The sequence below is a fragment of the Enemella dayhoffiae genome, from assembly GCF_002250625.1.
GTDB lineage: Bacteria > Actinomycetota > Actinomycetes > Propionibacteriales > Propionibacteriaceae > Enemella > Enemella dayhoffiae.
Map to the genome: position 1 here is coordinate 263,055 of NZ_NMVQ01000001.1, position 24,071 is coordinate 287,125.

Below are 24,071 nucleotides of genomic sequence, written 5' to 3' on the forward strand. Positions count from 1 at the left end.
CTCACCACCGGCACGCTAGGCGACGCTCAAGAGTCGCGTCCCATGCCGCCGCTTCTCGCATTCAGCTTGAACCGGCCCGTACAGTCCCGAAAAGTCTGTCCATCAAAGGACATCTGATCGGGAGCGTCGTAGGTCTGCGTGAACGAACGTCCCTGCTCCAGTGCGGCCGCGGCCGTGAATACCTTGAACGTCGAACCGGCCTGATAGCCCTCGGCCCCACCCAGGTCCTCCCCTGACGCGGCTCCTCCGACGGCGTAGTTGTAGTAGGTCTGACCGGCCGCCGCGTCGTCACCCATCGTCCGCCGGTTCTGTGCCATGGCAAGGATCAGTCCGCTTCCGGGTTTGATCATCGTCATCGTCGAGATGACTGGATCTCGCGCGTCCACAGTGTTTGCGATGGCTCGCTCGGCGGCGTCCTGGGTGGCCGGGTCGATCTCGGTCTCGATCGTCAGCCCGCCGCGCTTCAGGGTCTCCAGCCGTTCGGCCGGGGTGTTACCCAGGGCCGGCAATCGCTGCAGCGACCGCTTCACATAGTCACACAGGAAGGGATAGCGGGTTCCCTGGCAGCCGTTCGTCTGGCGTTGCACTCGGGAGCGATCGAAGGGCGTACGCCGGGCCGCATCCAGGTCGGTGGGGGTGGCGAGCCCCAGCTGACCGATCCGCCCGAGCACCACGTCGCGGCGGTCGCGGGCGATGGTCGGCTGGTGCACCGGGTCGGTCGCCACCGGATTCTGCACCAACCCGGCGAGCATCGCCGACTGAGCCAGGTCGAGGTCCTTGGCGCCGACGTCGAAGTAGTGGCGGGCTGCCGCCTCGACCCCGTAGGAACCGTCGCCATAGTAGGCCAGGTTGAGATAACGCTCGAGGATCTGCTCCTTGTTCAGCCGCTTCTCCAGCGCCACGGCATACCGGAGCTCCTGGATCTTTCGAGAGACCGACTTCTCCTGGGCCCTCGCCACCCCGGCATCGTCCCCGCTCTCGCTGGCCTGTTGGATCAGCACCATCTTCACGTATTGCTGGGTGAGCGAGGACCCACCCTGGGTGGCCTCACCTCCCGAGCCGTTGCGCACCAGCGCGCGAAGGGTGCCTCGAGTGTCGAGCGCGCCGTGCTCGAAGAACCGATGATCCTCGATCGCCACCTGGGCCATCCGCATCACCGGGCTGATCCGACCCAGCGGCACGTAGACGCGGTTCTCGTCCCAGAACGTGGCCAGCACCTCGCCGTTGGCCATCAGCACCCGCGAGCGCTCCGCCTGCGGTGGCGTCTCCAGTTCCGCCGGCACCCTCGCCATTGCGGTCGTCGCTGCTTTGGCCGTCGACGCGGACGCACCGACCAACGGGATGGCCAGCCCGGCGACGAGCAGTCCCGCCAGCACACTGATCACGACGGCCATCACCAGGCTGTAACAGAAGGAGAGGAAGCGCATGCCCGGACGCTAGGTCGCAGCCGCTGTCCCATTCCATGAACGAAGAAGCGCCGATCCATCGCAACCGGCGATCAGTCGCTGGTTTCACCGCGCCGCATCGCGTTCACCGCCAGCCGCGCCGTTTCACCGATCGCCCAATCCCAACGGTGGTGGGCGGCGCGGTCGCGCCGGCGGCTGAAGACCGCGACGGCGTACCGGCTGCCATCGGGATACGTGACCACGCCGATCTCGTGGCGGTGGTCCTGCACGGTGCCGGTCTTGCCAGCGACGACGATGTCCTCGGCCGGAAACCCGCTGGCCAGTCGGTGGGTCCACACCTGGCGCTGCATCAGGTCACGGAGGTGTGCGCAGCCCGGCGCACTGGCTGCCTCGTCGGCCCAGATCCGGGCAAGCAGCCTGGTCGCGCCGCGCGGAGTCGCCCGGCAGGCGCGTGGACCGTCGACGGCGCCATCCCCGAACTCCACCCGGTCGTAGAGGTCGCGGGTCGGCTCGCCCAACCAGACCTCTCCTGGTTCGACGACCTCGCGCAGACTGGCCCTGATCCGGTCCGCGCCGATCGCGTCCCAGATGGCGTCCGCGGCGGCGTTGTCGCTGATCGTCAGGGCCAGGTACGCCGCGTCCCGCAGCGACATGGTGACCGAATCGGACATCGCCGAGATTCCGGTAGTGCCTCGAGTACGCCCGTCCGGGCGCAGCACCCGCGGTTGGTCCAGGTCGACAAGGCCGCGTTCGGCGGCCCGGTGCAGGGCAACGGCCAACGGCACCTTCGCGACGGACGCGAGCGGCCAACTCTCGTCGGAGTCGATCCCCAGCTCGGCCGCAGAGTCGAGGTCGCGGACGTGTACGGCCCCCTCGATCTCGACCCCGGCCCACAGATCGAGGATTCGGGCCAGTGTTCCCGTCGCCACCGGCGTCCGGGCCGCCGGTTGCGGCGCGACCTCGGCCTCCAGTGCCGCGGCCACGGCGCGCATCACCGCACCGAGGTCGTGTGGGTGGCGTCCCGGGGCCCAGCGCAGTTCGAGCTCGCGGCGCAGCGGCGTACCCGCCAGTGGCACCCAGACCAGCCCGGCGTCCGCGGCGTGCCGGGGGTCAGTCAGGCAGACCGCACCCGCCCACGCGCGAGCCAGCGCCGAGACGGGGGCCTGGCCCCATTCGATCCACTCGGCGTCCAAGCCGTGCCGGTCCAGCTGGGCGGCGAGCTGGGCGCGGCGCGGTTCGTCCTCATCGAGCACCAGTACGCGCTCCTCGTTGAGGTCGCTGGGGTGCACGGTCGCCATCGACGCCAGCGGATGATCCGCCGCCAGCGCCGCTCCCAGCGGCAGCGAGACATCCCCCTCGGCGGGTGTCACCAGCAGCACCGCGTCCACGCTGCCGGCGGCAAACCTGCGTTCCCGCTCGGGCGGTGGCAGCGGAACCGTGCGCACGCCGCGGGGCGCATAGCAGTCGGCCAGTGTCCTGGCCAGCACGGCCAGCCGTTCGGGTGCGAAGGTGGGCGGGACCAGGATTTCGACCCCGCTCGTGTTGGCCGGCTGCAGGTCAGCAGCGATGTGGTCGGCGCTGTCCACCAGAGCGGCCGCCCGTTCCCCCAGCAGCCTGCCCTGCTCGGTGACCCGGATGCCCCGCCCGTCCTTGACGACCAGAGGTACGCCAAGCGCGGCCTCCAGCGCCTTCACCCGCTGGCTCAGCGCCGGCTGCGCCAGGTCGAGCCGTTCGGCGGCGCGACCGATGTGCCCCTCCTCCGCGACGACCGCGAAATACCGCAGGTGCCTCAACAGATCCACGGGTCGATCCTGCCAGTCGCAACAGGACGCCACTCATTGCGTCACGCGATCAATCAGGCCCGCTTCACACAGGCAGGTCATAACGGCCCCGATCAAAGGCCGTCAGCGGCGCTCCGTAGATTTGCCGCATGACCGGATCAACCTTTGACCTTGGCTCCTCGGAAGCGCCGGCCGAAGCCGTCGCCCGCCGACTCGACGACGACATCATCGGCTGGTTCACCACGGTCCGCGCCGACGGCCGTCCGCACGCGGTGCCCGTCTGGTTCCTGTGGTGGAACGATCGCGCGCTGGTGATGAGCGAACCGGACACCGTGAAGGTGCGCAACCTCCGCCGCGCCCCTCACGCGCTGCTGCATCTGAACGCCGACGCAGCCGGCGACGGGATCGTCGTGCTCGAAGGGAAGGCGCGGATCAGCGACCGCAGCTCGACCGACTGGCTGCCCGACCTCCGCGACCCCTACACCGACAAGTACGCCGAAGCGATGGTCAACTTCGGGATGGGCATCGACGACATCGCCGAGCGGTTCTCCACCGTCATCGAGCTGACCCCAACCAAGCTCACCGCCTGGTGAGGGCAGACGCTTCCGGTCTGGCTTGGGCGCCGAATCTGCGCCCGCAGCCCCACGGAATGAGCGCGATGTCTCCAACTCATGGATTCTGCGCGAGCCCTCGCCTCCTGCCCATATTTGTGCAATCCTCCAACGTGACCCCATGAGCGCCTCCGTCCCCGCCACCGCCCACGCGTACGCCCGTCTGCGGGACGAGTCCGCGCTCACGCTGCTCAAGGGTGACAACCTCGCCCCCACTGCCGCCATCCTCGCCTCCCACTTCGGCGGTGCCCACCGCGTCCTGCCGGCGGCGGAGTTCACCGCTTCCGTCGACGCCGACCTGTCGCTGTTGCGCGACAGCGGGTTCGACCTGCCCCAGACCGCGCAGGAATACCTCAGCGAATGGGTACGCCGGGGCCACCTGGTCCGGCGCCCCGGTGAGAGCCGGGAGGAGACCGTCGAACTCTCCGCCGGCGCAGCGGCCGCACTCGCGTTCCTGGACTCACTCGAGGCGCCACGCGTCGCGGTGACTTCCTCGCGCTTCGCCAACGTGGCCGATCTGTTGTCGAATCTCGCCCGGGACACCGACCCGGACGCCGCAACCCGCCTGGAGGCATTGCTTGCCGAACGCGACCGGTTGGATGCCGAGATCGACCGGGTCGAACGCGGTGAGTTCGATCCGCTCGACCCGGCCGCCGCCCACGAACGGCTCGCCGACATCCTGTCGCTGGCCGGTGAGATCTCCACCGACTTCTCCCGCGTCAGCGCGGATCTCGAAACGCTGAACCGGGACCTCAAGGACCGCATCATCCGCTCCACCTCTTCCCGCGCCGAGGTGCTCGAGGAAGTCTTCACCGGTGTCGACCTGATCGAGGATTCGCCAGCAGGGCGTACCTTCCGGGCCTTTCACGCGGTTGTCCTGGACCCCGAGCGCGCCGAATCGTTCGATGCCGCGGTGGCCAGCATCCTCGATCGCCCCTTTGCCCGGGACGTCACACCGCACCAGCGCTTCGTGCTTCGAGAACTGCTCACCAACCTGCAGCAGGACGCCGGGACGGTCCGCTCCACGATGACCGGACTGTCCCGCAGCCTGCGCCAATTCGTCCAGACGCGGTCATGGCAGGACCACCGCCGCCTGGAGGACGCCATCACTGCGGCCCAGCGGGCCGTTCTCGACGCGCTGCGCACCCTCAGCCCGCTCACCGGTGCGCGTCACGAACTCACCACGACCTCGATTCCGCTGTCTTCGATCGGCTCGTGGGCACTGCACAATCCCGGAGACGTACGCTCCACCGCAGCGTTGGTCAGGGTTCCGGCGGGCACCGTCGACCTGGCCGCGCTGCGCCACCGAGTACGCGAGAGTGAGATCGACTTCGCCGAGCTCACCGGCCACGTCGCGACGAGCCTCGCCACGCGGACAACCGCCACCGTGGGGGAGGTCCTGATCGACCACCCCGCAACCCAGGGTCTGGCTTCGGTGATCGGCCTGCTGTCGCTCGCCGAGCGCCATGGCACCTCGACCGGTGGCACCGAGCCGTTGCGCTGGCAGAGCGTGAGCGGCAGTCGTCGCGTCGCGCTCGCCCCACGCCATCTGTTCACCACGCCCCCGGAAGAATGGGATCGATGACCGAGCACCCCGAGCGCGACGCGTCGGTTTCGGATGAGACGCTCGCACCTCACCAATTGACCCGCGACGACCACGGGCGGCTGCCCGACGACAGCCGCCGCGCCATGGTTCAACTGCTCCGAGGCCCTTATGTCCATCACGAGCGCCATGCCGGTTTGTGGCGGGCGATCGTGCGCGACGAGGCGGCGATCCGCGAGCTGCTTGGCAATCTGTACCTGCAGCTCAGCCTCGACCACGAGCGCGGTCTCGCGTTCGTCGCCAACGCCGAGCTGGCCGAACTGGCCACTCCGAAGGTCGTCCGCCGGACCCCGCTCACGCTTCTCGACACCGCACTGGTACTGCTGCTTCGCGTACGCCTGCTCCGCGACGCCAGCCCGAGCGGCCGCGTATTCATCGGCCGCGACGAGATAGATGACGAACTGGCGCCCTATCGCCCCGTGACCAACACCGATGCCAGCACCTTCGCCAAGCGGATCAACGCGTCGGTCGAGAAGATGAAGAAGGCGTCGGTGCTCCTCGGCACCGCCGAGGACGACCGGTTCGAGATCTCGCCGGTGCTCACGCTGGTGTTCGACGCCGAACAGGTGCAGGCCGTGACCGAGGAGATCTCCGCCCTCGTGGAGGTCGCTGGCAGAGCCGTGCGAGCGGCACCTGACGAGGAAGCCGCGGACGACCCGGAGTCGATCGGTGACGACGTCGACTCCGACGAACCCGCCCCGGTCGCGCGCCGCGCCGCGGACCTGAGCGACCATGACGAGGGAGCCCGATGAGCCTGCCCCAACACCACCTCGTCCGGATCCAGCTCGCGAACTGGGGCACGTTCCACGGCTACCACGACCTGCCCGTCCCGAACCGTGGGCTGTTGATCACCGGTGACTCCGGCACCGGCAAGTCGACACTGCTCGACGCGATGGCCACCCTGCTGGTACCCCCTCGGTGGAGCGCGTTCAACGCGGCCGCAAACCAGGGTGGGGCCGGGGACCGGTCGCGGACGTTGGCGACCTATGTCCGCGGCGCCCACGGGCGTGGCACCGACGAGGCGACCGGACAGGTCACGGTGAACCACCTGCGCGGCGCCGAGGCGACCTGGAGCGGGGTCGCCCTGACCTACGCCCACGCCGACGGACGCGTGACCACCCTCGTCCAGTTGTTCCACTTGGCTCGGCACAAGAACCAGGCGACGGACGTGAGCCGGCTGTTCCTGCTGTGTGAGGAGGCCGTCAACCTCGACGAGCTGGCGGCGTACGCCGAGAACGGCCTGACACCCCGCCGCATCGCCGCCGATCATCCTGCCTGGCACCACACGAGCACCTATTCGGTCTTCTCGAGTCGGATGCAGCGCCGACTGGGAATCGGCGGCGAGCAGGCGCTCCGCCTGCTGCACAAGACCCAGTCGGCCAAGAACCTGGACAACCTGAACCAGCTGTTGCGCGACTTCATGCTCGACGAACCGGTGACGTTCAAGCAGGCCGCCGACGCCGTCGACCAGTTCGTCGAGCTGTCCCGGGCCCACGCCTCCGTGGTCGACGCACGCCAACAGGTGGCGTGCCTGTTTCCCCTGCGTGAGCACGCAGCCACGCACGCCCAGGCCGATGCGGCCTTGACCCGGCTGGATCACCAGGCCGTCCACCTCGCGACCCATGTGCTCGACCTTCGAGTACGCCTCCGCGATCGCGATCTGGCGACCTGGCGTACCGCGGCTCGGGCAACCGCACAGGAGCTCGCGGAGGCGAACGAGCGGGCTCGACTGGCCCAGGAGCACCGCGACGCCTGCGCCGCCGCCGTCGCGGGTATCGCCGGCGACCTGCCCGCCCTCGAACAGGTGGTCCAGGCTCGCTCTGGCGCTCTCGAGTCGGTACGGCGCGAGTGGGACCGCCTGTCCCGGCTGGCGACCCGCGCCCGCCTCTCGGTGCCCGACACCGCGGCCGGGTACGCCGGGTGGCAGGACGACCTGCGCCGTTCCCGTGCCCAGCTGGACCTGACCGAGGCTGGTCGCGAGCTCAGTGTCGCGGTGTCGCAACGCAGCCAGATCGCGGCGCAAGAGCACGACCTGCAGCGCGAGCTGCAGCTGCTGAACCAGCAGGGCTCCAACCTCGGCGCGGCACTGCTCCAGGTCCGCGCCCAGCTCTGCGACGCCCTGGGCGTGCCGACCGACCGACTGCGGTTCGCCGGTGAGCTGATCGACGTCAGCGAGGCGTACGCCGGTTGGCAGGGTGCCATCGAACGGGTGCTGCGCCCATTGGCCCAGACGCTGCTGGTCCCCCATGACCTCTATCGCCCGCTCGCTGCAGAAGTCGACGCCACCTGGCTGAGGACCCGCCTGGTGTACGCCCGGCTGACCGCCACGCGCCGTGACCGCGACCTGCCCGACCCGTCGGCCGCCTCGCTGCTGCACCGCATTGAGGTGGCCGACGGCGAACAGCAGGCCTGGCTGCGGCTTCGGTTGGCCGAGGCGTACGACTATGACTGCGTCGATTCCGTGGATGAGTTCGCCACCTCCTCACGGGCGGTCACCGCGGCGGGCCAGATCAAACACGGGGCGAGCCGGCACGAGAAGGATGACCGTTTCCGCATCGACGACCGGACCCGCTGGATCCTCGGATCCACCACGACCGCAAAGAAGGAAGCGCTCGAGGCTGCACTGGCCGCGACCCGCGCCGAGCTCCAGACGGCGGACGCGACCATGATGCGGGCCCAGACCGAGCGCGACGAATTGCGCGACCGGGCCGGTCTGATCGACGACATCCTCGAGGTGAACTGGTCGTCGGTCGACGTGGCCAGCGCCGAGAGGGCATTCGATCAGGCCCGGCGGGCGGTCGACGATCGGCGCCGAAACAACAGCGAGCTCAGCCGAGCGACCGCACAGCTCGATCGGGCCACCGGGGACCTGGCTTCCGCCCTCGACGCGACCCGGCGCTGTCACACCGCGCACAGCAGGGCCGAGCAGCGCGTCGCCGAGGGGGAACAGGAACAGACCCGGTGGCGGGCCGACCTCGCCGAGCGCGAACCGGTGCCCGAGGCCGTGACCGAGTCGCTGGCCGCCGACTGGGGACTGGCGGACGCCGCCGACGATCTGGACGCTGCTGCCCGGCGGGCTGGCGACGGTATCGGTGAACGGCGACTGGCCGAGCAGGAACGCCGCGCCCGCGCCGCGAATCTGTCCGGGAAAGTCATGCAGGCCTACAAATTTCGCTGGGCCGAGCGGACCGGTGACCTCGCGCCAGAGATGGCGTACGCCGACGAATTCCTCACTCGGCTCACCGAGCTGGAGGAGGACGGTCTACCGCAGTTCGAGGAACGGTTCTTCGACATGCTGCAGACCCAGTCCCGCAACAACGTCGGTCAACTGGCCCGTCAGCTGAGAACTGCCCGCCGCGAGATCCGTACCCGGATCGAGCCGATCAACGAGTCGCTGCTGCGCAGCCAGTTTGCCCCCGGCCGCTTTCTGCAGGTCAAGGTGGTCGACCGCATCCTGCCGGTGGTCGCCGACTTCCTGACCGAGCTGACCGCCATCACCACCGACTCTCTGGCGGACCTCCAGACGCTCCCCGATCAGGCCGAAGGACGGCACGCCGCGGAGGAACGCTTCGATCGGATGAAGGCCCTGCTCGATCGCCTTGCCTCCCAGGATTCCGCCGACGTCCTGTGGCGCCGACAGGTGCTGGACACCCGCCAGCACGTCGAGTTCGTGGCCCGGGTGGTCGACACCGACGGCCGGGAGACCGACGTGTTCACAGATTCCGGTGGCCTGTCGGGTGGTGAGCGGCAGAAGCTGGTCACGTTCTGCCTGGTGGCTGCGCTGCGTTACCAGCTCGCCCGCGACGGCGCCGCGTGGCCCGAATATGCGTTGGTCGTGCTGGACGAGGCTTTCGACAAGACCGATCCCAGTTTTACTCGTGCTGGGCTCGAAGTCTTTCGGGAGTTCGGTTTCCAACTGCTCCTGGCCACCCCGATGAAGATGCTGCAGACACTGGAGGACCACGTCGGCGGGGCGGCAGTGGTGTCGATGGACGCCGGTCACCATTCGCGGCTGTCGGTGCTCACCTTTGACGAGGGTGAATCCGAGCAGGAGCCCAAGGGGACCGGACCGGCCCAGGACTCCCTGCTGTGAGGACGATTGCGGACGTCGGCACACTGGCGAGCGTGCGCTATCGCCGACGCTTGGGTGACTGGTTCGCCGCCGAGGACCTCGCCGTCACGGAGAAGTGGACACTGCCGCTGCATCCGCCGACCGAGCGGGAGGTGGTGGCCGACCCGGACCGGGTGGCCGAGTGGTTGGCGTCCTGGCGACGCGCCGACGAACTCCCCGGGGTGGCCGTCACCTGGCAGCGTCGCCAATGGGCGACGCTGGGTCCCCAGTCCGTCCCGGTACGAGTGAGCATGCTCGGTCCTGCCCCCGTGTCGGCTCTCGCGGGGCTCACCGACGAGTGGGCCCGCCTCACGGCGTACGCCTCGTCGCTGCGGGAAACCTGGCCGGACGCGGCCTACCTGCCCGATGGACTGCGTGCGGCGGCGACGCGTCTGGCCAGGCTGGACTCCGCAGATCTCGCTCGGTTGACGAGGGTCACCGGGTGGCTGTTGACCCATCCGCACGCTCACCTGCGCCCGCGCGAGCTTCCCATTCCCGGGGTCGACACCAAGTGGCTGGAACGCCACCGCCGACTGGTGGATTCGCTCGTCGCGGCGGTCACCGGCAGTGCGGGGGCCGATCTGGTTGCCGAGGCACAGCGGTTCCGCGTTCGGGTGCTGGACCAGGGGTTGGTCCGCCACGGCACGCCGCGCGACCTGACGGCGACGGTCGAGGAACTCGACCGATGGGAAGTCGCTCCAACGAGCGTTCTGGTCGTGGAAAACCTTGCCTCGTTGGCTTCGCTGCCGGAGATCGCCGGGACGATCGCTGTGCACGGGCGCGGGTACGCCGTGACACAACTCGCTCGCATCCGTTGGGTGGCACGAAAACCCGTCGCCTATTGGGGTGACCTGGACAGCCACGGGTTCGCCATTCTGGGCCGTTGTCGTGATGCTCTGCCGCAGACCCGCTCAATGCTGATGGATCGAGCCACGCTCCGTGCCCACGCCCACCTGGCCGTCTCCGAACCGGTTCCCTATCGAGCCGTCGTGCTGGGGTTGACTCCGGAGGAAGCGGCGACGTTGGCGCTGATCCGCGAGAACGATCTTCGCCTCGAGCAGGAACGGCTGGATCGCACAGGCGCACACGACCTGCTGACCCGACGCCTATCGATATAATGACCCGCACCGCCCGGACCTGAGGAAGACCGATGAACAACACCCGCTCCCTGGCCCTCGTGACCGGCGCGTCCGCCGGGATCGGCCGCGAGATCGCCTGTCTGCTCGCCGAGCGCGGCCACGACATCGTCGGCGTGGGCTCCAGCGGCCGCATCACCGAGCTCGAATCCCGCCTCGGCGGGGTGCAGTTCTTCCCGGTGCAGGCGGATCTGGCCACCCGGGCCGGTGTCGACAGCGTGTGGGAGCAGGTTCAGGCACTTGGCCGCCCCTTGGAGGTCGCCGTGTTGAACGCCGGCCGCAGTCTCGGCGGCGGCTTCGTCGACACCGACCTCGAGGACGAGCTGCAGTTGCTCGCATTGAACGTCACGGGCAGGTGCTGCTGGCCAAGCACGTCGTCAGGGCGATGGCGGCCCGCCGCAGCGGACGCATCCTGATCACCACGTCGATGTCGGCGCTGACCCCGACTCCCTACGAGTCCATCTACGGCCCGACCCGGGCGTTCATGTTCAGCTTCGCCGAGGGATTGCGCGAGGAGATGAAGGAATACGGGGTGTCGGTCACCGCGCTGCTCCCCGGCGCCACCGCGACCGACTTCCACCAGACCGCGGGCATGGGCAACACCATGTTCGGTTCAAACGACTGGAAGAACGATCCGGTTGTCGTGGCCACCCGCGGTGTCGACGCCCTGTTCGCGGGCAAGGGCCACGTGATCGGCGGCGACCGGAAGACCCGACGCCAGGCACTGCTCAACAAGCTCACTCCCGAGAGCGTCAAGGCAGCCAGGTTCGCGAAGAGCAGCCGCCCCTCCCATTGACCGCGGGCCACCGCCCGGATTTCGCGCACGCTGCCCGCCCCAAAGGAGGACACCATGGCACGGCACCGCATCTTCGACACCGCGTACGCCGACATCCACCCGCACTATGTGACCAAGGTGGAGCGCAAGGGGCGCACAGTCGACGAGCTGCAGCAGGTGATCCGCTGGCTGACCGGTTATGACACCGCCGGCCTGCAGCAGGCGATCGACGACAAACGAACCCTGGAAGAGTTTTTCGGGCAGGCGCCGGAGATCAACCCCAACGCCAGGCTGATCACCGGCTCCATCTGCGGCCACCGGGTGGAGGAGATCGAGGACCCGCTGATGCAGCAGATCCGCCAGCTGGACAAGCTGGTCGACGAGCTGGCCAAGGGACGGCCGATGGAGAAGATTCTGCGCTCTTGACCTCGCGGGTCAACCGCCAAATTCCTTGATCATTTGCCCTCGCGTCGCGCACACCCGCATTCCTTCGTTGGGCGTGACGCACCGGTGGAGGATCCGGCGGTTGCCCCCAGTGAGAGAATGGAGTGATGGACCGAACCCTGGATCGGCAGAGCCCGCCCGAGGTGGCGTGGGACAACAGCTTCGTCCGCGACCTCGGCTGGCTGGGGATGCGGACCGATCCGGTACCGGTGGCGTCCCCCTCGCTGCTCGCCCTTGACGACGAACTGGCCCGCGAGCTCGGACTCGACCCCCAGTGGCTGCGCTCCGCCGACGGCGTCGCCGTGCTGGCCGGCAACGCCGTGGCCCCCGGCTCGGAGCCGATCGCCCAGGCGTACGCCGGACACCAGTTCGGACAGCTCAGCCCGATGCTGGGCGACGGCCGGGCGCACCTGCTCGGCGAACTCGTGGACACCAGCGGTCGCCGCCGGGACGTCGCGCTCAAGGGCTCCGGCCGGACCCCGTTCTCCCGCGGCGGCGACGGACGCGCCGTGGTCGGACCGGTGATCCGCGAATATCTGGTCAGCGCGTTCATGCACGCCGTCGGCATCCCGACCACCCGATCACTGGCCGCCGTCGCCACCGGGGAACGCGTCCTGCGCGAGCGCCCGCTGCCCGGTGCCGTGCTGACCCGCGTCGCCGCCTCGCACCTGCGCGTCGGCACCCTGGTGCTGCTGGCCACCAAGGGGTCGCGTGAGCAGCTCGCCGCCGGAGTCGAGTACGCCCGGGCCCGGCACTACCCCGACCTGCCGGCGGACGACCCGATGGCGTTCCTCGCCGCCGTCGTCGAACGACAGGCCCGCCTCGTGGCCGCGTGGATGAGCGTCGGCTTCGTGCACGGGGTGATGAACTCCGACAACATGACACTGTCGGGCGAAACCATCGACTACGGCCCGTGCGCCTTCCTCGACGCCTACGACCCCGACCGCTGGTTCAGCAGCATCGACCACGCCGGCCGCTACCGGTTTGCCGCGCAGCCGCTGATGGCCCAGTGGGATCTGGCCCGGCTCGCCGAGGCGGTGATCCCCCTGGTCGACGGCGACCCGAACGATATCGTCGCCCAGGCACAGGCGATCATCGAGTCGTTCACCGCGACCTACGAGCAGGAGCTGCAACGTCGGTTCGCTGCCAAGCTCGGACTGCCGGACGCCCAGGCCGACGACGACGCCCTGGTCGCCGAGTTGCTGAGCATCGCGGAGGCCGAGTCCCTCGACCTCACCGGCCTGTTCCGCGACCTCACGCGGACGCTGCTCGAGGAGCCCACACCCACCCTCGACCCGATCACCGACAAGGCGCGCTGGGCCGCCTGGCGGGACCACTGGCTGGCGCGGATCGGCGACGACCGGGGAGCGGTGGCCAGCCGGATGGACGCGGTCAACCCGCTCTACATCCCGCGCAACCACCTCGTCGAGGAAGCCATCGCCGCGGCCCACGCCGGCGACCTAACCCCGTTCGAGGAGCTGGACACCGTGCTCCGTTCGCCCTTCACCGAACGACCCGGCCGAGAGCGCTTCACGCAACCCGCCGATCCGGATTTCACCCGGGGCTACGTCACTTTCTGCGGCACGTGATCGGGCCAGGTATGATGTTGTCATACCAAGGAGGTGCCCATGGCCGTGCGCAAAGTTGCGGTGACGTTGCCCGAAGAGCTCTATGACCTGGTCGAACGAGCTCGTAAGGTCGAACACCGGTCGCGCTCGGAGATGATCCAGGAGGCGATCCGGACCCACTTCGGCGAGGCGACCTATCGCCCGTCAGAGGAGGAGCGTCGCCTTCTCCAGGCCGCGCTGGAGAAGGACCTGTCTCAGCCCGAGACCGCTCTTCCCTGGAGCGAGGTGCGCAACGAACTGTGGGGAGACAAGTAGCAGTCCTTCTCTCGCCTGAGGCGGTGGCCGACCTGCACGACGCTCACGACCGTTACCGCCAGATCGCGGCAGACCTGGCCGATGCGTTCGCGGAAGCGGTCGAGGGGGTCATCGAGCGCCTCACGCTGTTCCCTCACTCGGGGACGCCTGTCGAGGGTTTTGGCGACCTGCGCCGGGCTCGCTTGACCCGATTCCCCTACGGCGTCTTCTATCGTCTCACCGACCGCGGGGAAGTGCGCATCCTGCGCGTCCTCCACGATCGGCAAGACCGCCCGTCCGGGATGAGTGCGCCCCCGACTGGCTAGGACTGGAGTCACGCACCGCTGATCAGAACAGGAGCACGAGTTGGCCGGTTGTCCGGGTCATCGCGACGTAGCGGTCGACGGCCCCCTCGATCCCGTCGCCGAAGGATTCCGGTCGGACCAGCACCACCAGGTCGAATTCCAACCCCTTCGCGGATTCCGGCGTGAGCGAGCGGATCCGCTCAGATCCCGGATACGCCGGATCCCCAACCACACAGGCGATTCCTTCGGAGTTGGTACGCCCCCACTCGGCCACGATCTCGGCGAGCTCGGCCACCCGACCCCGCCGCACCGGCAGCCCGTTGTCGCGGACCGAGGTGGGCACGCTGACATCGGGCAGCACCACCCGGATGACCGGTTCGGCCGCGGCCATCACCGCTGCCGGAGTCCGGTAGTTCACTGTCAGGGTTGAAGTGCGGACGTTGTCCAACCCAACCCGCGCCAAGCGTTCCGCCCAGCTCTCGGTGAACCCGTGCCTCGCCTGCGCCCGGTCACCGACGATGGTCAGACTGCGCGACGGGCAGCGTGCCAAAAGCTGGCACCACTGCGCTTCGGTGAGCTCCTGCGCCTCATCGACGACCAGGTGCGCGAACGGTCCGGCGAGTCGGTCCCGATCACCCTCGGCCACCGCCTCCGGATCGTCAAGGGCCGCCCGCAGGTCCGCCCCACGCAGCATCGCCATCACCTGCAGCTCGGTGGGGTCGCTGGCGATCAGGTGATCGACCACTCGCTCCATCTCCTCCCGGCCTGCCGCCCGCGCAGCCGCCTGTTGCCGTTGCCGACGCGCCACCCCGGGATCGCCCAGCCGGCGGCGGGCCGCGTCCAGCAACGGCAGATCGGCCTCGGTCCAGGCGTACCCGTCCTCGCGGCACAACCGGCGCACCTCGTCGTTGGACAGCCACGGGGCGCAGCGCCGCAGGTACGCCGGGACCGTCCACAGGTCGGCCACCAGGTCGACTGGTTCAAGCATCGGCCAGGCCTCGCCGAGCACCTCGTTCAGCTCGGCGCTGCGATGCAGGGCCGCGCTCACATCAGCGGCCTCGAGCTCCTCCTCCGCCTCGTCGGTCAGCTGATCGACCGCGAGCCCAGCCAGTGCGGTCCACAGCTGCTCGCGGGCCTCGTTGTGCGGCGTACCCGGCTCCACCGCGCCGAACGCCTCGGCCCACTCGGCCGCCCCGAACGACACGTCGCCCCACTCGGTGTCGACCTCCACCGAGTCGGTCGGCGGCTCCTCATGGAGCGCTACAGCCGGTTCGATCGCCCCCACCATCCGCACGTCCGACTTGAGTCGGCGTACCTCCGGGTCGGTCTCGGGCCTCGCCGCGTCTCCTTCGGGGACGAGCTGGTGCAGGGTGCACAGCTGGACCCCCTCCTCGCCCAGGCTGGGCAGCACGTCGGAAACGTAGTCCAGGTAGGGATTCGACGGCCCGACGAATAGGACTCCCCCATGCCGCCGCCCGATCCGCGGGTCGGAGTGCAGCAGCTGGGCGGTGCGGTGCAGCGCGACCACCGTCTTGCCCGTGCCGGGACCGCCGTCCACCACGAGTGCCCCGCGCGAGCCGTCGCGGATGATGGCGTGCTGGTCGGCCTGGATGGTGGCGAGGACGTCGCGCATCCGCTCCGACCGCGGGCCGCCCAGGCTGGCGATGAAGGCGGACTGGTCGTCCAGCGTGGCACTCTCGGCGCCTTCACTGAGCCCGTCGGCGGTGAACACCTCGTCCCAGAAGTCGGTGATCCGCCCCCGGCTCCAGCGATAGCGGCGTCGGCTGGTCAACCCCATCGGGTCGGCGTGGGTGGCGGCGAAGAACGGCTCGGCGGCCGGCGTACGCCAGTCCAGCAGCAGGGGTTGCCCCTCGGGATCGCGCAGGCCCAACCGACCCAGATAGCGCACCGACCCGTCGGCGGCGACCATCCGCCCCAGGCACAGGTCGACCCCGTAACGCTGCAGCAACCGCAGCTGGGCCGACAACCGCCGGATCTCCTGATCTCGTTCCAGGGCAGCGGTTCCACCCCGCTCCCGGCCCTGGCGGGCGGCGTCCAGCCGCGCCGTCACCTCCGACCGCACGTGATCCAGCACGGCGGCGATCCGGCCGAGGTGTTCCGCGTCGCGGGCAATCAGTGTGTCGGTTGATTTTGCGGCCAGGTGGGGCGGCAGGTCGAAGGCGGAGAGGGAAGGGGTCACGGTGCGGCTCCCGGGTCGACGGAGCCTTGATTCTCCGCCCCCACCGGGGCCTTGCGGCAAGCCCCCTGTCCCGCTATACCTTGAAACTGAGGGGCTTCCCGTCCACCCACCGCGCGATCGACGGCACCGGCTGGGTCCTCGACCCCCTCGATCCAAACCCGCTCACCGAGCAGGGCCAGCGGTTCGTGATGAACATGTACGCCGAGCAGGGTCCGACCGGCGGGGCGTACCGGATGACCAACACGGTGATCGAGCTCGACCGGCCCCGCGCGATCGCCTGGCAGCCCGAGGTGTACGCCGACGACAAGCCCGAGGGGATGGACGACGCCCTGCGCGGCTGGTTCTGGCGCTATGATCTCGCGTCCGCCGCCAACGGGGAGGGCACCGAGGTGACGCTCGGCTACGACTGGTCCCGGGTGCCCGAGCACGCGGCGAAGATCATCGGTTTCCCGCCGCTCCCCGACGGACACCTGGAGAACTCGCTGGCCAACCTGGCCCGGCTCGCCGAGCGCTCCTGAGGGGGCGGCTCACCAGCCGCCGCCACCGCCACCGCCGAAGCCGCCGCCACCGGAGAACCCGGAGGACGAGCTGCTGCTCGCCTGGACGGAGCTGACCGCCTCGGAGATCGACGACGCCATGGCGGTCGACAACCCGTCCAGGCTGGAGGCGAACCCGGCTCCGTAGTAGAACCCGTAGCCGTGCGGTGACACGTACCAGTGCGATTCGGGCTCGTAGCGACCCTGCGCCGCCAGGTCGCTGAACACCTTCGCCCAGCGCTCGGCCACCCCGAACACGATCGCGTAGGGCAGATAGCGGGAGAACACGTCGACCCCCTCCTCGAAGCGGATCTGATCCCCCTCCGCGGTGGACAGGTATTGCTCAAATCCCTTCGTCTGCGCGAGCACCGCCGACCCCTCGGCCGTGCGCGCCGGCATCCGTCCGCTCATCGCCGCCAGCAGCAGACCGACCACGACGATGCCGGCCCCGACCAGCCCGAGCCCGGCCACCAGCCCGAGCCCCACCCCGATCGCCACCCCCAGACCGGCGAGGACCAGCCCGGCGACCACCCACAGTCCGCGCACCTTCTCCGGGTTGCCCGAGAACCAGTGGTGGTGCTTGTGCACCCGCTCATACAGCGACGCCTTGGTGTCGGTCATCAGCCCGGCGAACTCCTTGTCCTTGAGCTGCTGGGTGGACACCGTCTCGTGGTGGGTGAACAGCGTGTCCAGGATCGCGCGCTCATACGGCTCCACCTGCTCGGGGCAGAGCAGCTTGACCAGCGTCCACTCCTTGTTGCCGGTCTCCTCGATCCGCAGGTGCCCGCGGATCGCCAGGTCGATGATCGTCGCGGTCACGTCGCGGTCGTCGGCCCGTTCGTCGATCAGCGTGCCCAGCTCTCCCGGCTTCGCCCCGGCGGGCGGGGTGAACTGCACGGCAAACCGGGTACGCCCACTCTGCCGGACCGTCTGCCCCTCGGCGTCCCCGGTCGGCGTCAACCCCGGGGTCAGCCCGGCGTACACCTCGTCGCGGCCGTGGCGGCGTACCCGAAGGAGCACCAGCGCGCTGCCGACCGCGGCCACCAGCGCCGCCAGCCCACCGGAAACCGGGGTGAGTGGGAACATGTTGCCGAAGTGCGACCGCTTGGAGAAGGTCGGCTGGGCCGCCTCGGTGAACGTGCCGACCGGATAGCCGGCGACGGTCTGTACGCCGACCTCGGTCCCCAGGTTTTCGGCGGTGAAGGTCGCCCTGTTGCCCTCGACCCGGTGCTCGCACGGCTTGTCGAAGTTCTTGCCGGTGAAGCAGGCGGTCTTCGTCGGTGCGGCGAGGCCGTCGACCATGATCGTCGCCTTCCGCACCGGCACCTGCCAGCCGTTGCCGACCGCCATCCAGTTCAGCTCGTCGAGCCCGCTGGTCGCGTTGTTCGGCTGGGTCACCCCGCGCAGGGTGTAGGTGATCCGATAACGCTGCACCCCGGTGTACTTGGTGCCCTGCTGGCCGACCTTCACCAGCAGCAGCTGGTCCTTGGTGTCGCGCTGGGTGTTCGTGTTGGCCCCGGTCGGGCTCTCCACCCGATCCACCGTCACCGGGGTCTCCCGCCACACATCCGGGTTGTCCTGCACCCGCATCCGCTGGGTGAACGCCAGGATCGGCCCGTGCCCGGCGTCGCCAGCGAAGTCGAACGCGAGGTCGAGCACCACCCGCACGTTGCCGTCCTTGTCGGGCGTCGCGGTGGCGGTGTATTCGGTCACCTTCCACGACGACGGCGTCTTGTCCTCCGCGTGGGCCGGGGTCGCCACCAGCGAGCAGGGCAGGAGGATCGCGAGGGCCAGCAGGATTCGGGAGAGGACTCTCATGATCGGGAGGTTAGTCGGTCACCGGTTGACTGGCGGGCGCCCGGTCCACGCAAAGTCGCGGTCGAACAGGAAGCGGAACTCCGGATCCGCGGCCAGCACCACGTCCTGGCCCGCACCGTGCAACCGGATTCCGGTGGCGGTCGGCTCGAACCGCAGTTCCAGGGTGTCGGTCGGCTTCTGGTTCAGCTCGGTCGCCCCACGCTGGACCGGTTGCAGCGCGAGGGTCACGACGCCGGGTGCGGTCACCCGAAAGGTGCCGTGCCGCAGGTCGCCGTTGGCCTGCCGGATCGCCACCCGTGCCACCCCGTTGCGCCGCTCCCACTGCCCGAACGCGATCTGCTGCCAACGGGTGTCATGGGCGAGCTGGGCCGCCGGCGCGGTGGTGTCGTTGGCGACCCGGTGCACACCGACCAGCGGGCCCTCGACCCGGGTCGGGCGCTGCGACCCAATGCTGGACCAGTAGAGCAGCCCGCTGGCGACGGTGAGACCGATCGCGGCGACCAACCCGAGCACCCCGGTGACCCGGCCGAGCTTCCCGTCGAAGATCGTCGGCAGCGGGCCACGCGGGACCGGACCGCGGGTGAACAGCGCCCGCAGATAGCGGGCGGCGTACGGGATCGCAACGATCACGCAGCCCAGCGTCAGCAGCCCGGAGAGCTCCTTGACCGGCACGTCGAAGGTCAGGTTCAGCCCGAACACGACGGCCAGGTCGACCGCGCCGAGGACGGCGCCGACCCCCGCGGTACGCCGGAACAGCAGCAACGATCCGGCCAGCACCTCGGCTGCCCCGGCGATGAACTGGACCACCGGCGAATACGCCATGAACCGCCACAGCAACCCCATCGGGCTCATCTCGCCGAAGCCGACCAGGGCGTCGGCGAAGTCGACCTGGCCCATCTGCATCAGGAACACCTTCGACCAGCCATAGACGAACAGATAGAACCCGAGCATCAGCCGCAGCAGCAGGTGCAGCGCCCAGCCGATTCGCGTGGGTACGCCCGGCGGTTTCGTCTCGGGGGTGGTGGGGGTTGCGGCCTCGGTGGTGGTCATGCTCCAACCCTGCCAACCGGATCGGTGAGCCGGCGGTGACATTTGTCCCGAGCTTTCGTGACGGTTTCACACGCACGGAGACTCCGGCACCGGGTATCAAGGAGGACATGGAAAAACCGTCGGCTGCCCCATCCGCGCCCCCTGGCCGCACGGTCGGCGGGCCGCGCGACGCGGTGGTGGTCGGCAGCGGACCCAACGGGCTGGCTGCCGCAATCACCCTGGCCCTGGCCGGGGTAAGGGTGCGGGTGCTGGAGGCCGCCGACACCGCCGGCGGCGGGGCCCGCTCGGACGAGCTGACCGTGCCGGGGCTGCTGCACGACACCTGCTCGGCGGTACACCCCACCGGCGCCACCTCCCCGGCCCTGCGGCCCGGCGGCTCGCTGGGGCTGACCGGTCTGGAGTGGACACACCCGGAGATTGCGCTGGCGCACGTGCTGGACGACGGAGACGGGGCGGTGCTGTACGCCGACCTGGCCGCCACCGCGGACGTCCTCGGCGCCGACGGGGCCGCCTGGACCGGACTGTTCGGCCCGCTGGCCGAACGCTTCGACCAACTCGCCGAGGACGTCTATCGCCCGGTGCTGCACCCGCCGCGGCACCCGGCACTGCTGACCCGGTTCGGGGCCGCGGCGGCGACCCCGGCGACCGCACTCGCCCGACTGTGGCGCCGCCCGCGCACCCGTGCGCTGTGGGCCGGGATCGCCGCGCACGCGATGAGCTCGCTGCAGATCCCGTTCTCCAGCGCAGCCGGGTTGCTGATCGCCACCGCCGGGCACCGCGGCGGCTGGCCGGTCGCGGTCGGTGGGTCCCAGGCGATCACCGACGCGCTGCTGCGACGGCTGGGCGAGCTCGGCGGGGTGGTCGAGACCGGCTGCCGGGTGGACAGCCTGGCCGAACTGGACGCGGAACTGGTGCTGCTCGACACCGCCCCTTCGGCGGCCTTGCGGCTGCTCGGCGACCGGCTGCCAGGGCCGGTCGCCCGGGCGTACCGGCGGTTCCGGCCCGGCCCTGCGGCGTACAAGGTGGATCTGGCGGTGCGCGGCGGGGTGCCGTGGCGGCTGCCCGAGGCCCGCCGGGCCGGCACCGTGCACGTCGGCGGCAGCCTGGCCGAGGTCGCCGCTGCGGAGGGCCTGGTCGCGCGCGGGCGGCTGCCGCGGGAGCCGTTCGTGCTGGTGGCCCAGCAATACCTGGCCGACCCGTCGCGGTCGGTGGGCGAGTTGCACCCGGTCTGGGCGTACGCCCATGTGCCGAACGGGTTCTCCGGGGATGCGACCAACCTGGTGCTGGCGCGGATCGAGCAGTATGCCCCCGGGTTCACCGAGCGGGTGGTGGCGAGTCACGTCACGGGTCCGGCGGATCTGCAACGGCACAACGCGAACTACGTCGGCGGCGACATCGGTGCCGGCGCCTCGGCCGGGTGGCAGCTGCTCTTCCGGCCGCGTTTCTCGGTGAATCCTTACGCCACCGGGGTACCCGGGGTCCATCTGTGCTCGGCCTCGACCCCGCCCGGTCCTGGCGTGCACGGGATGTGCGGGGTACGCGCGGCCGAGGCGGCGCTGGCGGCCGCGTCGTGATCGAGCAGCCCGAGGACGCCCCGATCCACCCCTGGCGTCTGCTGGCGCTGGGGAGACTCCTCTATTCGGCCTGGACGCTGGCCTCCCTGCTCACCCCGGAACTGTTCGACGCGCGGATCTCCTATGTCAGCGAGCTTTCCGCTCGGGATCATCCGTTCTCGTTGCTGCACCGCTCGGCCGATGCGCTGGCGGGCGCGGGCGTCGGATTCGTTGCCTGGCGGGTGGCCACGCTGCCTTGACCGCTGCGGTTGCCGGTGCACACGATGACCAGCTCGGCCGCCGGAATGCTTCTGCTGGTGGCGATCGCGGCACTCACCTCGGCGGCGCGCCGAGCGATCAGACTTCACGGGAGCACCCGTCGGCTCGGCTGGGTGCTGGTGCTCAGCGGGGTGATCGGCGTGCTCGCGACCGGGGTGATGCTCTATGAGATCTGGGTGAGCACCTTGCTCGGCCCCGACGACACCACGCTCGGATGAGCGCTACGGACGCAGCCCGCGGCCGCCTCGGTGTGGCTGATCGCGCTGGCGCTCACGGTGCGCGCGGTCTGGCGCAGGGACGACTGACTCGACTCGAAAGTCCGGGTGGCATAGTGGGGGCTCCAACGCCGACAGGAGGCATCATGGCCACCGATCGATCCAGTCAGAGCCCGTTGACCCCGTTCCTGCAGAAGCTGGAAAACCTGCGTGGGCTGGACAGCGCCGTGGACGCCGCCGGGCCGGTGATGGCTGCGGTGACCGCCAACCCGGTCGTCAAGAACGCGTTGCAGGGTGGCTGGTTGAGTCACGCCCTGCACCCGCTGCTGGTCCAGGTGCCGATCGGCGCCTGGCTCTCCGCCCTGGTGCTCGACGTGAGCGGGACCGACGACGAGGGGCGGTCGGCGCAGTTGCTGACCGCTCTCGGGCTGGCCCTGGCCGCACCGTCGGCGCTCAGCGGCTGGGCCGAACTGGCCGAGGCGGGCCCGCGCGAGAAGCGGGTCGGGGTCGTGCACGCGGCCGCCAACGGCGCCGGGATCCTGCTGCAGGCGGCGGCCTGGAGCGCCCGTCGCGGCGGGCATCGCGGCACCGCCCGCGCCCTGGCGGCTACCTCGATGACGTTGATCGGCGCTGCCGGATTCCTCGGCGGTCACCTGGCGGTGGCCCGCGAGGTGGGCACCCGCGATCCGGCCTTCGGCCGGGCGCCCCAACACCTTGGCTGAACGATTCACTGCTTCACCCGCGCGAGTCGCGGTGGCAGCGTACGCACGCCCGCGATCGCCATCACCGTGACGATCGCGGCCAGTACGCCGAAGGCGACGCGCAGCGCCCAGCGTGCACCGAGCCGGTCGATCACCAGGTCAACCAGCGGCATGGTGGCCAGCATCGCGAGGATCATCGGCAGCTGCGCCACTCCGGCGCGCAGCGGACTCCGGCCCCAGGCGTACTGGAACAGTTGTGCGCTGGCGAAAGTGACCCCGACCAGCGGCACCATCACCGAGGTCTGCAGCACGGCACTGCCGCGCACCGTGGGCAGCATCGCGAGCGACAGGTCAAGCATCGGTTCGGCAGCGGTCCGTTCCCGGATCACGAACGCCAGCAGGGAAATCAGCGCCCCATGGCACAGGCCAGGGTGGTGGTGGCACGCCAGCCGTGCTCGACGGCCAGGGTCAGCGCGAGGAACCCGAGCGCCAAAGTCGTCACACTGAGCAGTGCGCCCGGCAGGTCCACCGATCCGGCGCGCAGCTCGACCGAGTCGTCGGCCTGGACGCCGAGACGGACGCCCAGCCAGGCCACCAGCGAAGGCGCCGCTGACCGCCCGGACCGCGATCAGCGCCGGCGCCGAGTGCACCCAGAGCACGGCCAGGCCGGCCAGGCCGAAACCGACAAGCCCCCACAGCAGCATCCGACGTCGGCCGAACCGGTCGCCGAGCAGTTCCTGTCCGGCCTCGACCTGCTGTTGATCGGCCTGCGCGACCGGGCCACGCAGCGCTGAGGACGCTCAGGACGGCTGGGCGTACCGCTCGCGCAATCTCTGCTGGTACGCCCGATCCGCCGGCTCGGCGGGGGTGTGGCAGCCCGCGCCGGACTTGGCGCCGAGCTTTCCGGCGGCGACCAGGTCATTGAGCCAGGTCGGATCGGTGGCGGCGTCGAGGTCGGGCCAGAGGCGCTCGCAGACCGCCTTGAAGATGTCCAGCCCGCCGAGGTCGGCGATGCGGAACGGCCCGGCGAGCGACCAGCGTACGCCGAGCGAGGCGGTCATCACCTGGTCCAGACCGGCCACGTCCACCACCCCCGTTTCGACCAGGTGGATCGCCTCGCGCAGCACGGCCGCCTGCAACCGGTTGGCGACGAACCCGGGAATTTCCCGGCGTAGTCGAACGACCGTCTTGCCGGCCGCGGCAAGCAGCTCCTCAACCGCATCCATGATCGCGGGATCGGTGTCTGCACAGGGAACCAGCTCGACCAGCGGCACCACGGTGGCCGGGTTGAAGAAGTGCGCCACCAGCACCTTGGCCGGATCGGCGGCGTACGGCGCCAGCTCACCGGGGGTGAACGTGGAGGAGTTGGACGCGATCACCGCCTCGGGGGCGAGCTCGGCGAGCCCGCGCAGCAACTCGGCCTTGACCTCGAGGTCCTCGCTGACCGCCTCCAGCACCAGCCCGGCGCCGGTGACCGCCTCGGCCAGCGAGTCGGTGCCGGTGAGCCCGCGCAGCCCGAGACGGTCAGCCACTTCGGCGGCCGCCCCGGGTCGCACGTCGACCAGGCGTACCTCGTTGCCGGCCCGGGCGAGCACCTCCGCAATCCCCGCCCCCATCAACCCGGCTCCGACCACCGCGATCGGCGTCACGTGCTGCTCGCTCATCCGCACATCCTTTCCTCGCGG

The 24,071-nt window shown here is 70.0% G+C and carries 22 protein-coding genes and 2 pseudogenes; 15 read left to right on the top strand and 9 right to left on the bottom strand.

The window, feature by feature from the left end:
* Positions 1-26 precede the first annotated feature (26 nt).
* Together CGZ93_RS01290 and CGZ93_RS01295 are read right to left on the bottom strand one after the other, a co-directional pair.
* The gene (locus CGZ93_RS01290; protein WP_094362327.1) at positions 27-1,427 is read right to left on the bottom strand and encodes a transglycosylase domain-containing protein; all 1,401 of its coding nucleotides are present in this window, start codon (positions 1,425-1,427) and stop codon (positions 27-29) included.
* A gap of 71 nt (positions 1,428-1,498) precedes the next feature.
* A complete protein-coding gene (locus tag CGZ93_RS01295) occupies positions 1,499-3,208 on the bottom strand; it encodes a serine hydrolase (protein ID WP_176451582.1) in 1,710 nt (569 codons plus the stop codon).
* Between the two features lie 128 nt (positions 3,209-3,336).
* Here CGZ93_RS01295 and CGZ93_RS01300 point away from each other — a divergent pair, with 128 nt between their 5' ends.
* The 10 genes and pseudogenes from CGZ93_RS01300 (at position 3,337) to CGZ93_RS01345 (ending at position 14,055) form a co-directional block, all read left to right on the top strand.
* The gene (locus CGZ93_RS01300) at positions 3,337-3,780 is read left to right on the top strand and encodes a pyridoxamine 5'-phosphate oxidase family protein (protein WP_094362329.1); all 444 of its coding nucleotides are present in this window, start codon (positions 3,337-3,339) and stop codon (positions 3,778-3,780) included.
* A 139-nt stretch (positions 3,781-3,919) separates the two neighbouring features.
* A complete protein-coding gene (locus CGZ93_RS01305; RefSeq protein WP_094362330.1) occupies positions 3,920-5,383 on the top strand; it encodes a DUF3375 domain-containing protein in 1,464 nt (487 codons plus the stop codon).
* The gene (locus CGZ93_RS01310; protein WP_171196485.1) at positions 5,380-6,153 is read left to right on the top strand and encodes a DUF4194 domain-containing protein; all 774 of its coding nucleotides are present in this window, start codon (positions 5,380-5,382) and stop codon (positions 6,151-6,153) included. The genes CGZ93_RS01305 and CGZ93_RS01310 overlap by 4 nt, the downstream gene beginning before the upstream one ends.
* On the top strand, positions 6,150-9,494 hold the full coding sequence (locus CGZ93_RS01315) for an ATP-binding protein (protein WP_094362332.1): 3,345 nt from the start codon (positions 6,150-6,152) through the stop codon (positions 9,492-9,494). The genes CGZ93_RS01310 and CGZ93_RS01315 overlap by 4 nt, the downstream gene beginning before the upstream one ends.
* A gap of 32 nt (positions 9,495-9,526) precedes the next feature.
* Positions 9,527-10,630 (top strand): Wadjet anti-phage system protein JetD domain-containing protein, encoded by a 1,104-nt coding sequence (locus CGZ93_RS01320; RefSeq protein WP_141211030.1) that lies wholly within the window; start codon positions 9,527-9,529, stop codon positions 10,628-10,630.
* Positions 10,631-10,662: 32 nt separating this feature from the next.
* Positions 10,663-11,444 (top strand): annotated as a pseudogene (locus CGZ93_RS01325) (SDR family NAD(P)-dependent oxidoreductase).
* 54 nt (positions 11,445-11,498) lie between these two features.
* Complete coding sequence (locus CGZ93_RS01330) at positions 11,499-11,849, top strand: DUF2200 domain-containing protein (protein WP_094362334.1); 351 nt, start codon at positions 11,499-11,501, stop codon at positions 11,847-11,849.
* 125 nt (positions 11,850-11,974) lie between these two features.
* The gene (locus tag CGZ93_RS01335; RefSeq protein ID WP_094362335.1) at positions 11,975-13,456 is read left to right on the top strand and encodes a protein adenylyltransferase SelO; all 1,482 of its coding nucleotides are present in this window, start codon (positions 11,975-11,977) and stop codon (positions 13,454-13,456) included.
* A gap of 39 nt (positions 13,457-13,495) precedes the next feature.
* A complete protein-coding gene (locus CGZ93_RS01340) occupies positions 13,496-13,750 on the top strand; it encodes a ribbon-helix-helix protein, CopG family (RefSeq protein ID WP_094362336.1) in 255 nt (84 codons plus the stop codon).
* Positions 13,735-14,055 (top strand): type II toxin-antitoxin system RelE/ParE family toxin, encoded by a 321-nt coding sequence (locus CGZ93_RS01345; RefSeq protein WP_267489701.1) that lies wholly within the window; start codon positions 13,735-13,737, stop codon positions 14,053-14,055. Before CGZ93_RS01340 ends, CGZ93_RS01345 begins: the two co-directional genes overlap by 16 nt.
* Before the next feature lie 22 nt (positions 14,056-14,077).
* Here the strand turns inward: CGZ93_RS01345 and helR are convergent, their stop codons facing one another.
* Positions 14,078-16,234: an RNA polymerase recycling motor ATPase HelR gene (helR, locus tag CGZ93_RS01350; protein WP_094362338.1), complete on the bottom strand. Its 2,157-nt coding sequence runs from the start codon at positions 16,232-16,234 to the stop codon at positions 14,078-14,080.
* 80 nt (positions 16,235-16,314) lie between these two features.
* Between helR and CGZ93_RS01355 the strand changes: the two genes are divergently transcribed.
* Complete coding sequence (locus CGZ93_RS01355) at positions 16,315-16,752, top strand: SRPBCC family protein (RefSeq protein WP_094362339.1); 438 nt, start codon at positions 16,315-16,317, stop codon at positions 16,750-16,752.
* A gap of 9 nt (positions 16,753-16,761) precedes the next feature.
* Here the strand turns inward: CGZ93_RS01355 and CGZ93_RS01360 are convergent, their stop codons facing one another.
* Both CGZ93_RS01360 and CGZ93_RS01365 read right to left on the bottom strand, forming a co-directional pair.
* Positions 16,762-18,588, bottom strand: a complete 1,827-nt coding sequence (locus CGZ93_RS01360) for a DUF2207 domain-containing protein (protein ID WP_094362340.1) — start codon at positions 18,586-18,588, stop codon at positions 16,762-16,764.
* Between the two features lie 18 nt (positions 18,589-18,606).
* Positions 18,607-19,638: a hypothetical protein gene (locus tag CGZ93_RS01365; RefSeq protein ID WP_094362341.1), complete on the bottom strand. Its 1,032-nt coding sequence runs from the start codon at positions 19,636-19,638 to the stop codon at positions 18,607-18,609.
* A 107-nt stretch (positions 19,639-19,745) separates the two neighbouring features.
* Here CGZ93_RS01365 and CGZ93_RS01370 point away from each other — a divergent pair, with 107 nt between their 5' ends.
* From CGZ93_RS01370 to CGZ93_RS01385, 4 genes are all read left to right on the top strand, one after another.
* On the top strand, positions 19,746-21,212 hold the full coding sequence (locus CGZ93_RS01370) for a phytoene desaturase family protein (RefSeq protein WP_094362342.1): 1,467 nt from the start codon (positions 19,746-19,748) through the stop codon (positions 21,210-21,212).
* A complete protein-coding gene (locus tag CGZ93_RS01375) occupies positions 21,209-21,451 on the top strand; it encodes a hypothetical protein (RefSeq protein ID WP_094362343.1) in 243 nt (80 codons plus the stop codon). The genes CGZ93_RS01370 and CGZ93_RS01375 overlap by 4 nt, the downstream gene beginning before the upstream one ends.
* Positions 21,452-21,475: 24 nt before the next feature.
* Positions 21,476-21,688 (top strand): hypothetical protein, encoded by a 213-nt coding sequence (locus CGZ93_RS01380; RefSeq protein ID WP_141211031.1) that lies wholly within the window; start codon positions 21,476-21,478, stop codon positions 21,686-21,688.
* Between the two features lie 143 nt (positions 21,689-21,831).
* The gene (locus tag CGZ93_RS01385) at positions 21,832-22,407 is read left to right on the top strand and encodes a DUF2231 domain-containing protein (protein ID WP_094362345.1); all 576 of its coding nucleotides are present in this window, start codon (positions 21,832-21,834) and stop codon (positions 22,405-22,407) included.
* A gap of 5 nt (positions 22,408-22,412) precedes the next feature.
* On the opposite strand, the gene CGZ93_RS18645 is transcribed toward CGZ93_RS01385, so the two are convergent.
* The 4 genes and pseudogenes from CGZ93_RS18645 to CGZ93_RS01400 all read right to left on the bottom strand — a co-directional run bounded on the left by CGZ93_RS18645 (position 22,413) and on the right by CGZ93_RS01400 (position 24,050).
* Positions 22,413-22,775 (bottom strand): MFS transporter, encoded by a 363-nt coding sequence (locus CGZ93_RS18645; RefSeq protein ID WP_094362346.1) that lies wholly within the window; start codon positions 22,773-22,775, stop codon positions 22,413-22,415.
* A 17-nt stretch (positions 22,776-22,792) separates the two neighbouring features.
* Positions 22,793-22,981, bottom strand: coding sequence for a hypothetical protein (locus CGZ93_RS18650; RefSeq protein ID WP_094362347.1), 189 nt, complete (start codon positions 22,979-22,981; stop codon positions 22,793-22,795).
* Positions 22,982-23,033: 52 nt separating this feature from the next.
* Positions 23,034-23,090 (bottom strand): annotated as a pseudogene (locus CGZ93_RS19980) (hypothetical protein); the annotation flags it as partial.
* Positions 23,091-23,186: 96 nt separating this feature from the next.
* The gene (locus CGZ93_RS01400) at positions 23,187-24,050 is read right to left on the bottom strand and encodes a 3-hydroxyacyl-CoA dehydrogenase family protein (protein ID WP_094362348.1); all 864 of its coding nucleotides are present in this window, start codon (positions 24,048-24,050) and stop codon (positions 23,187-23,189) included.
* Between the last annotated feature and the right edge of the window lie 21 nt (positions 24,051-24,071).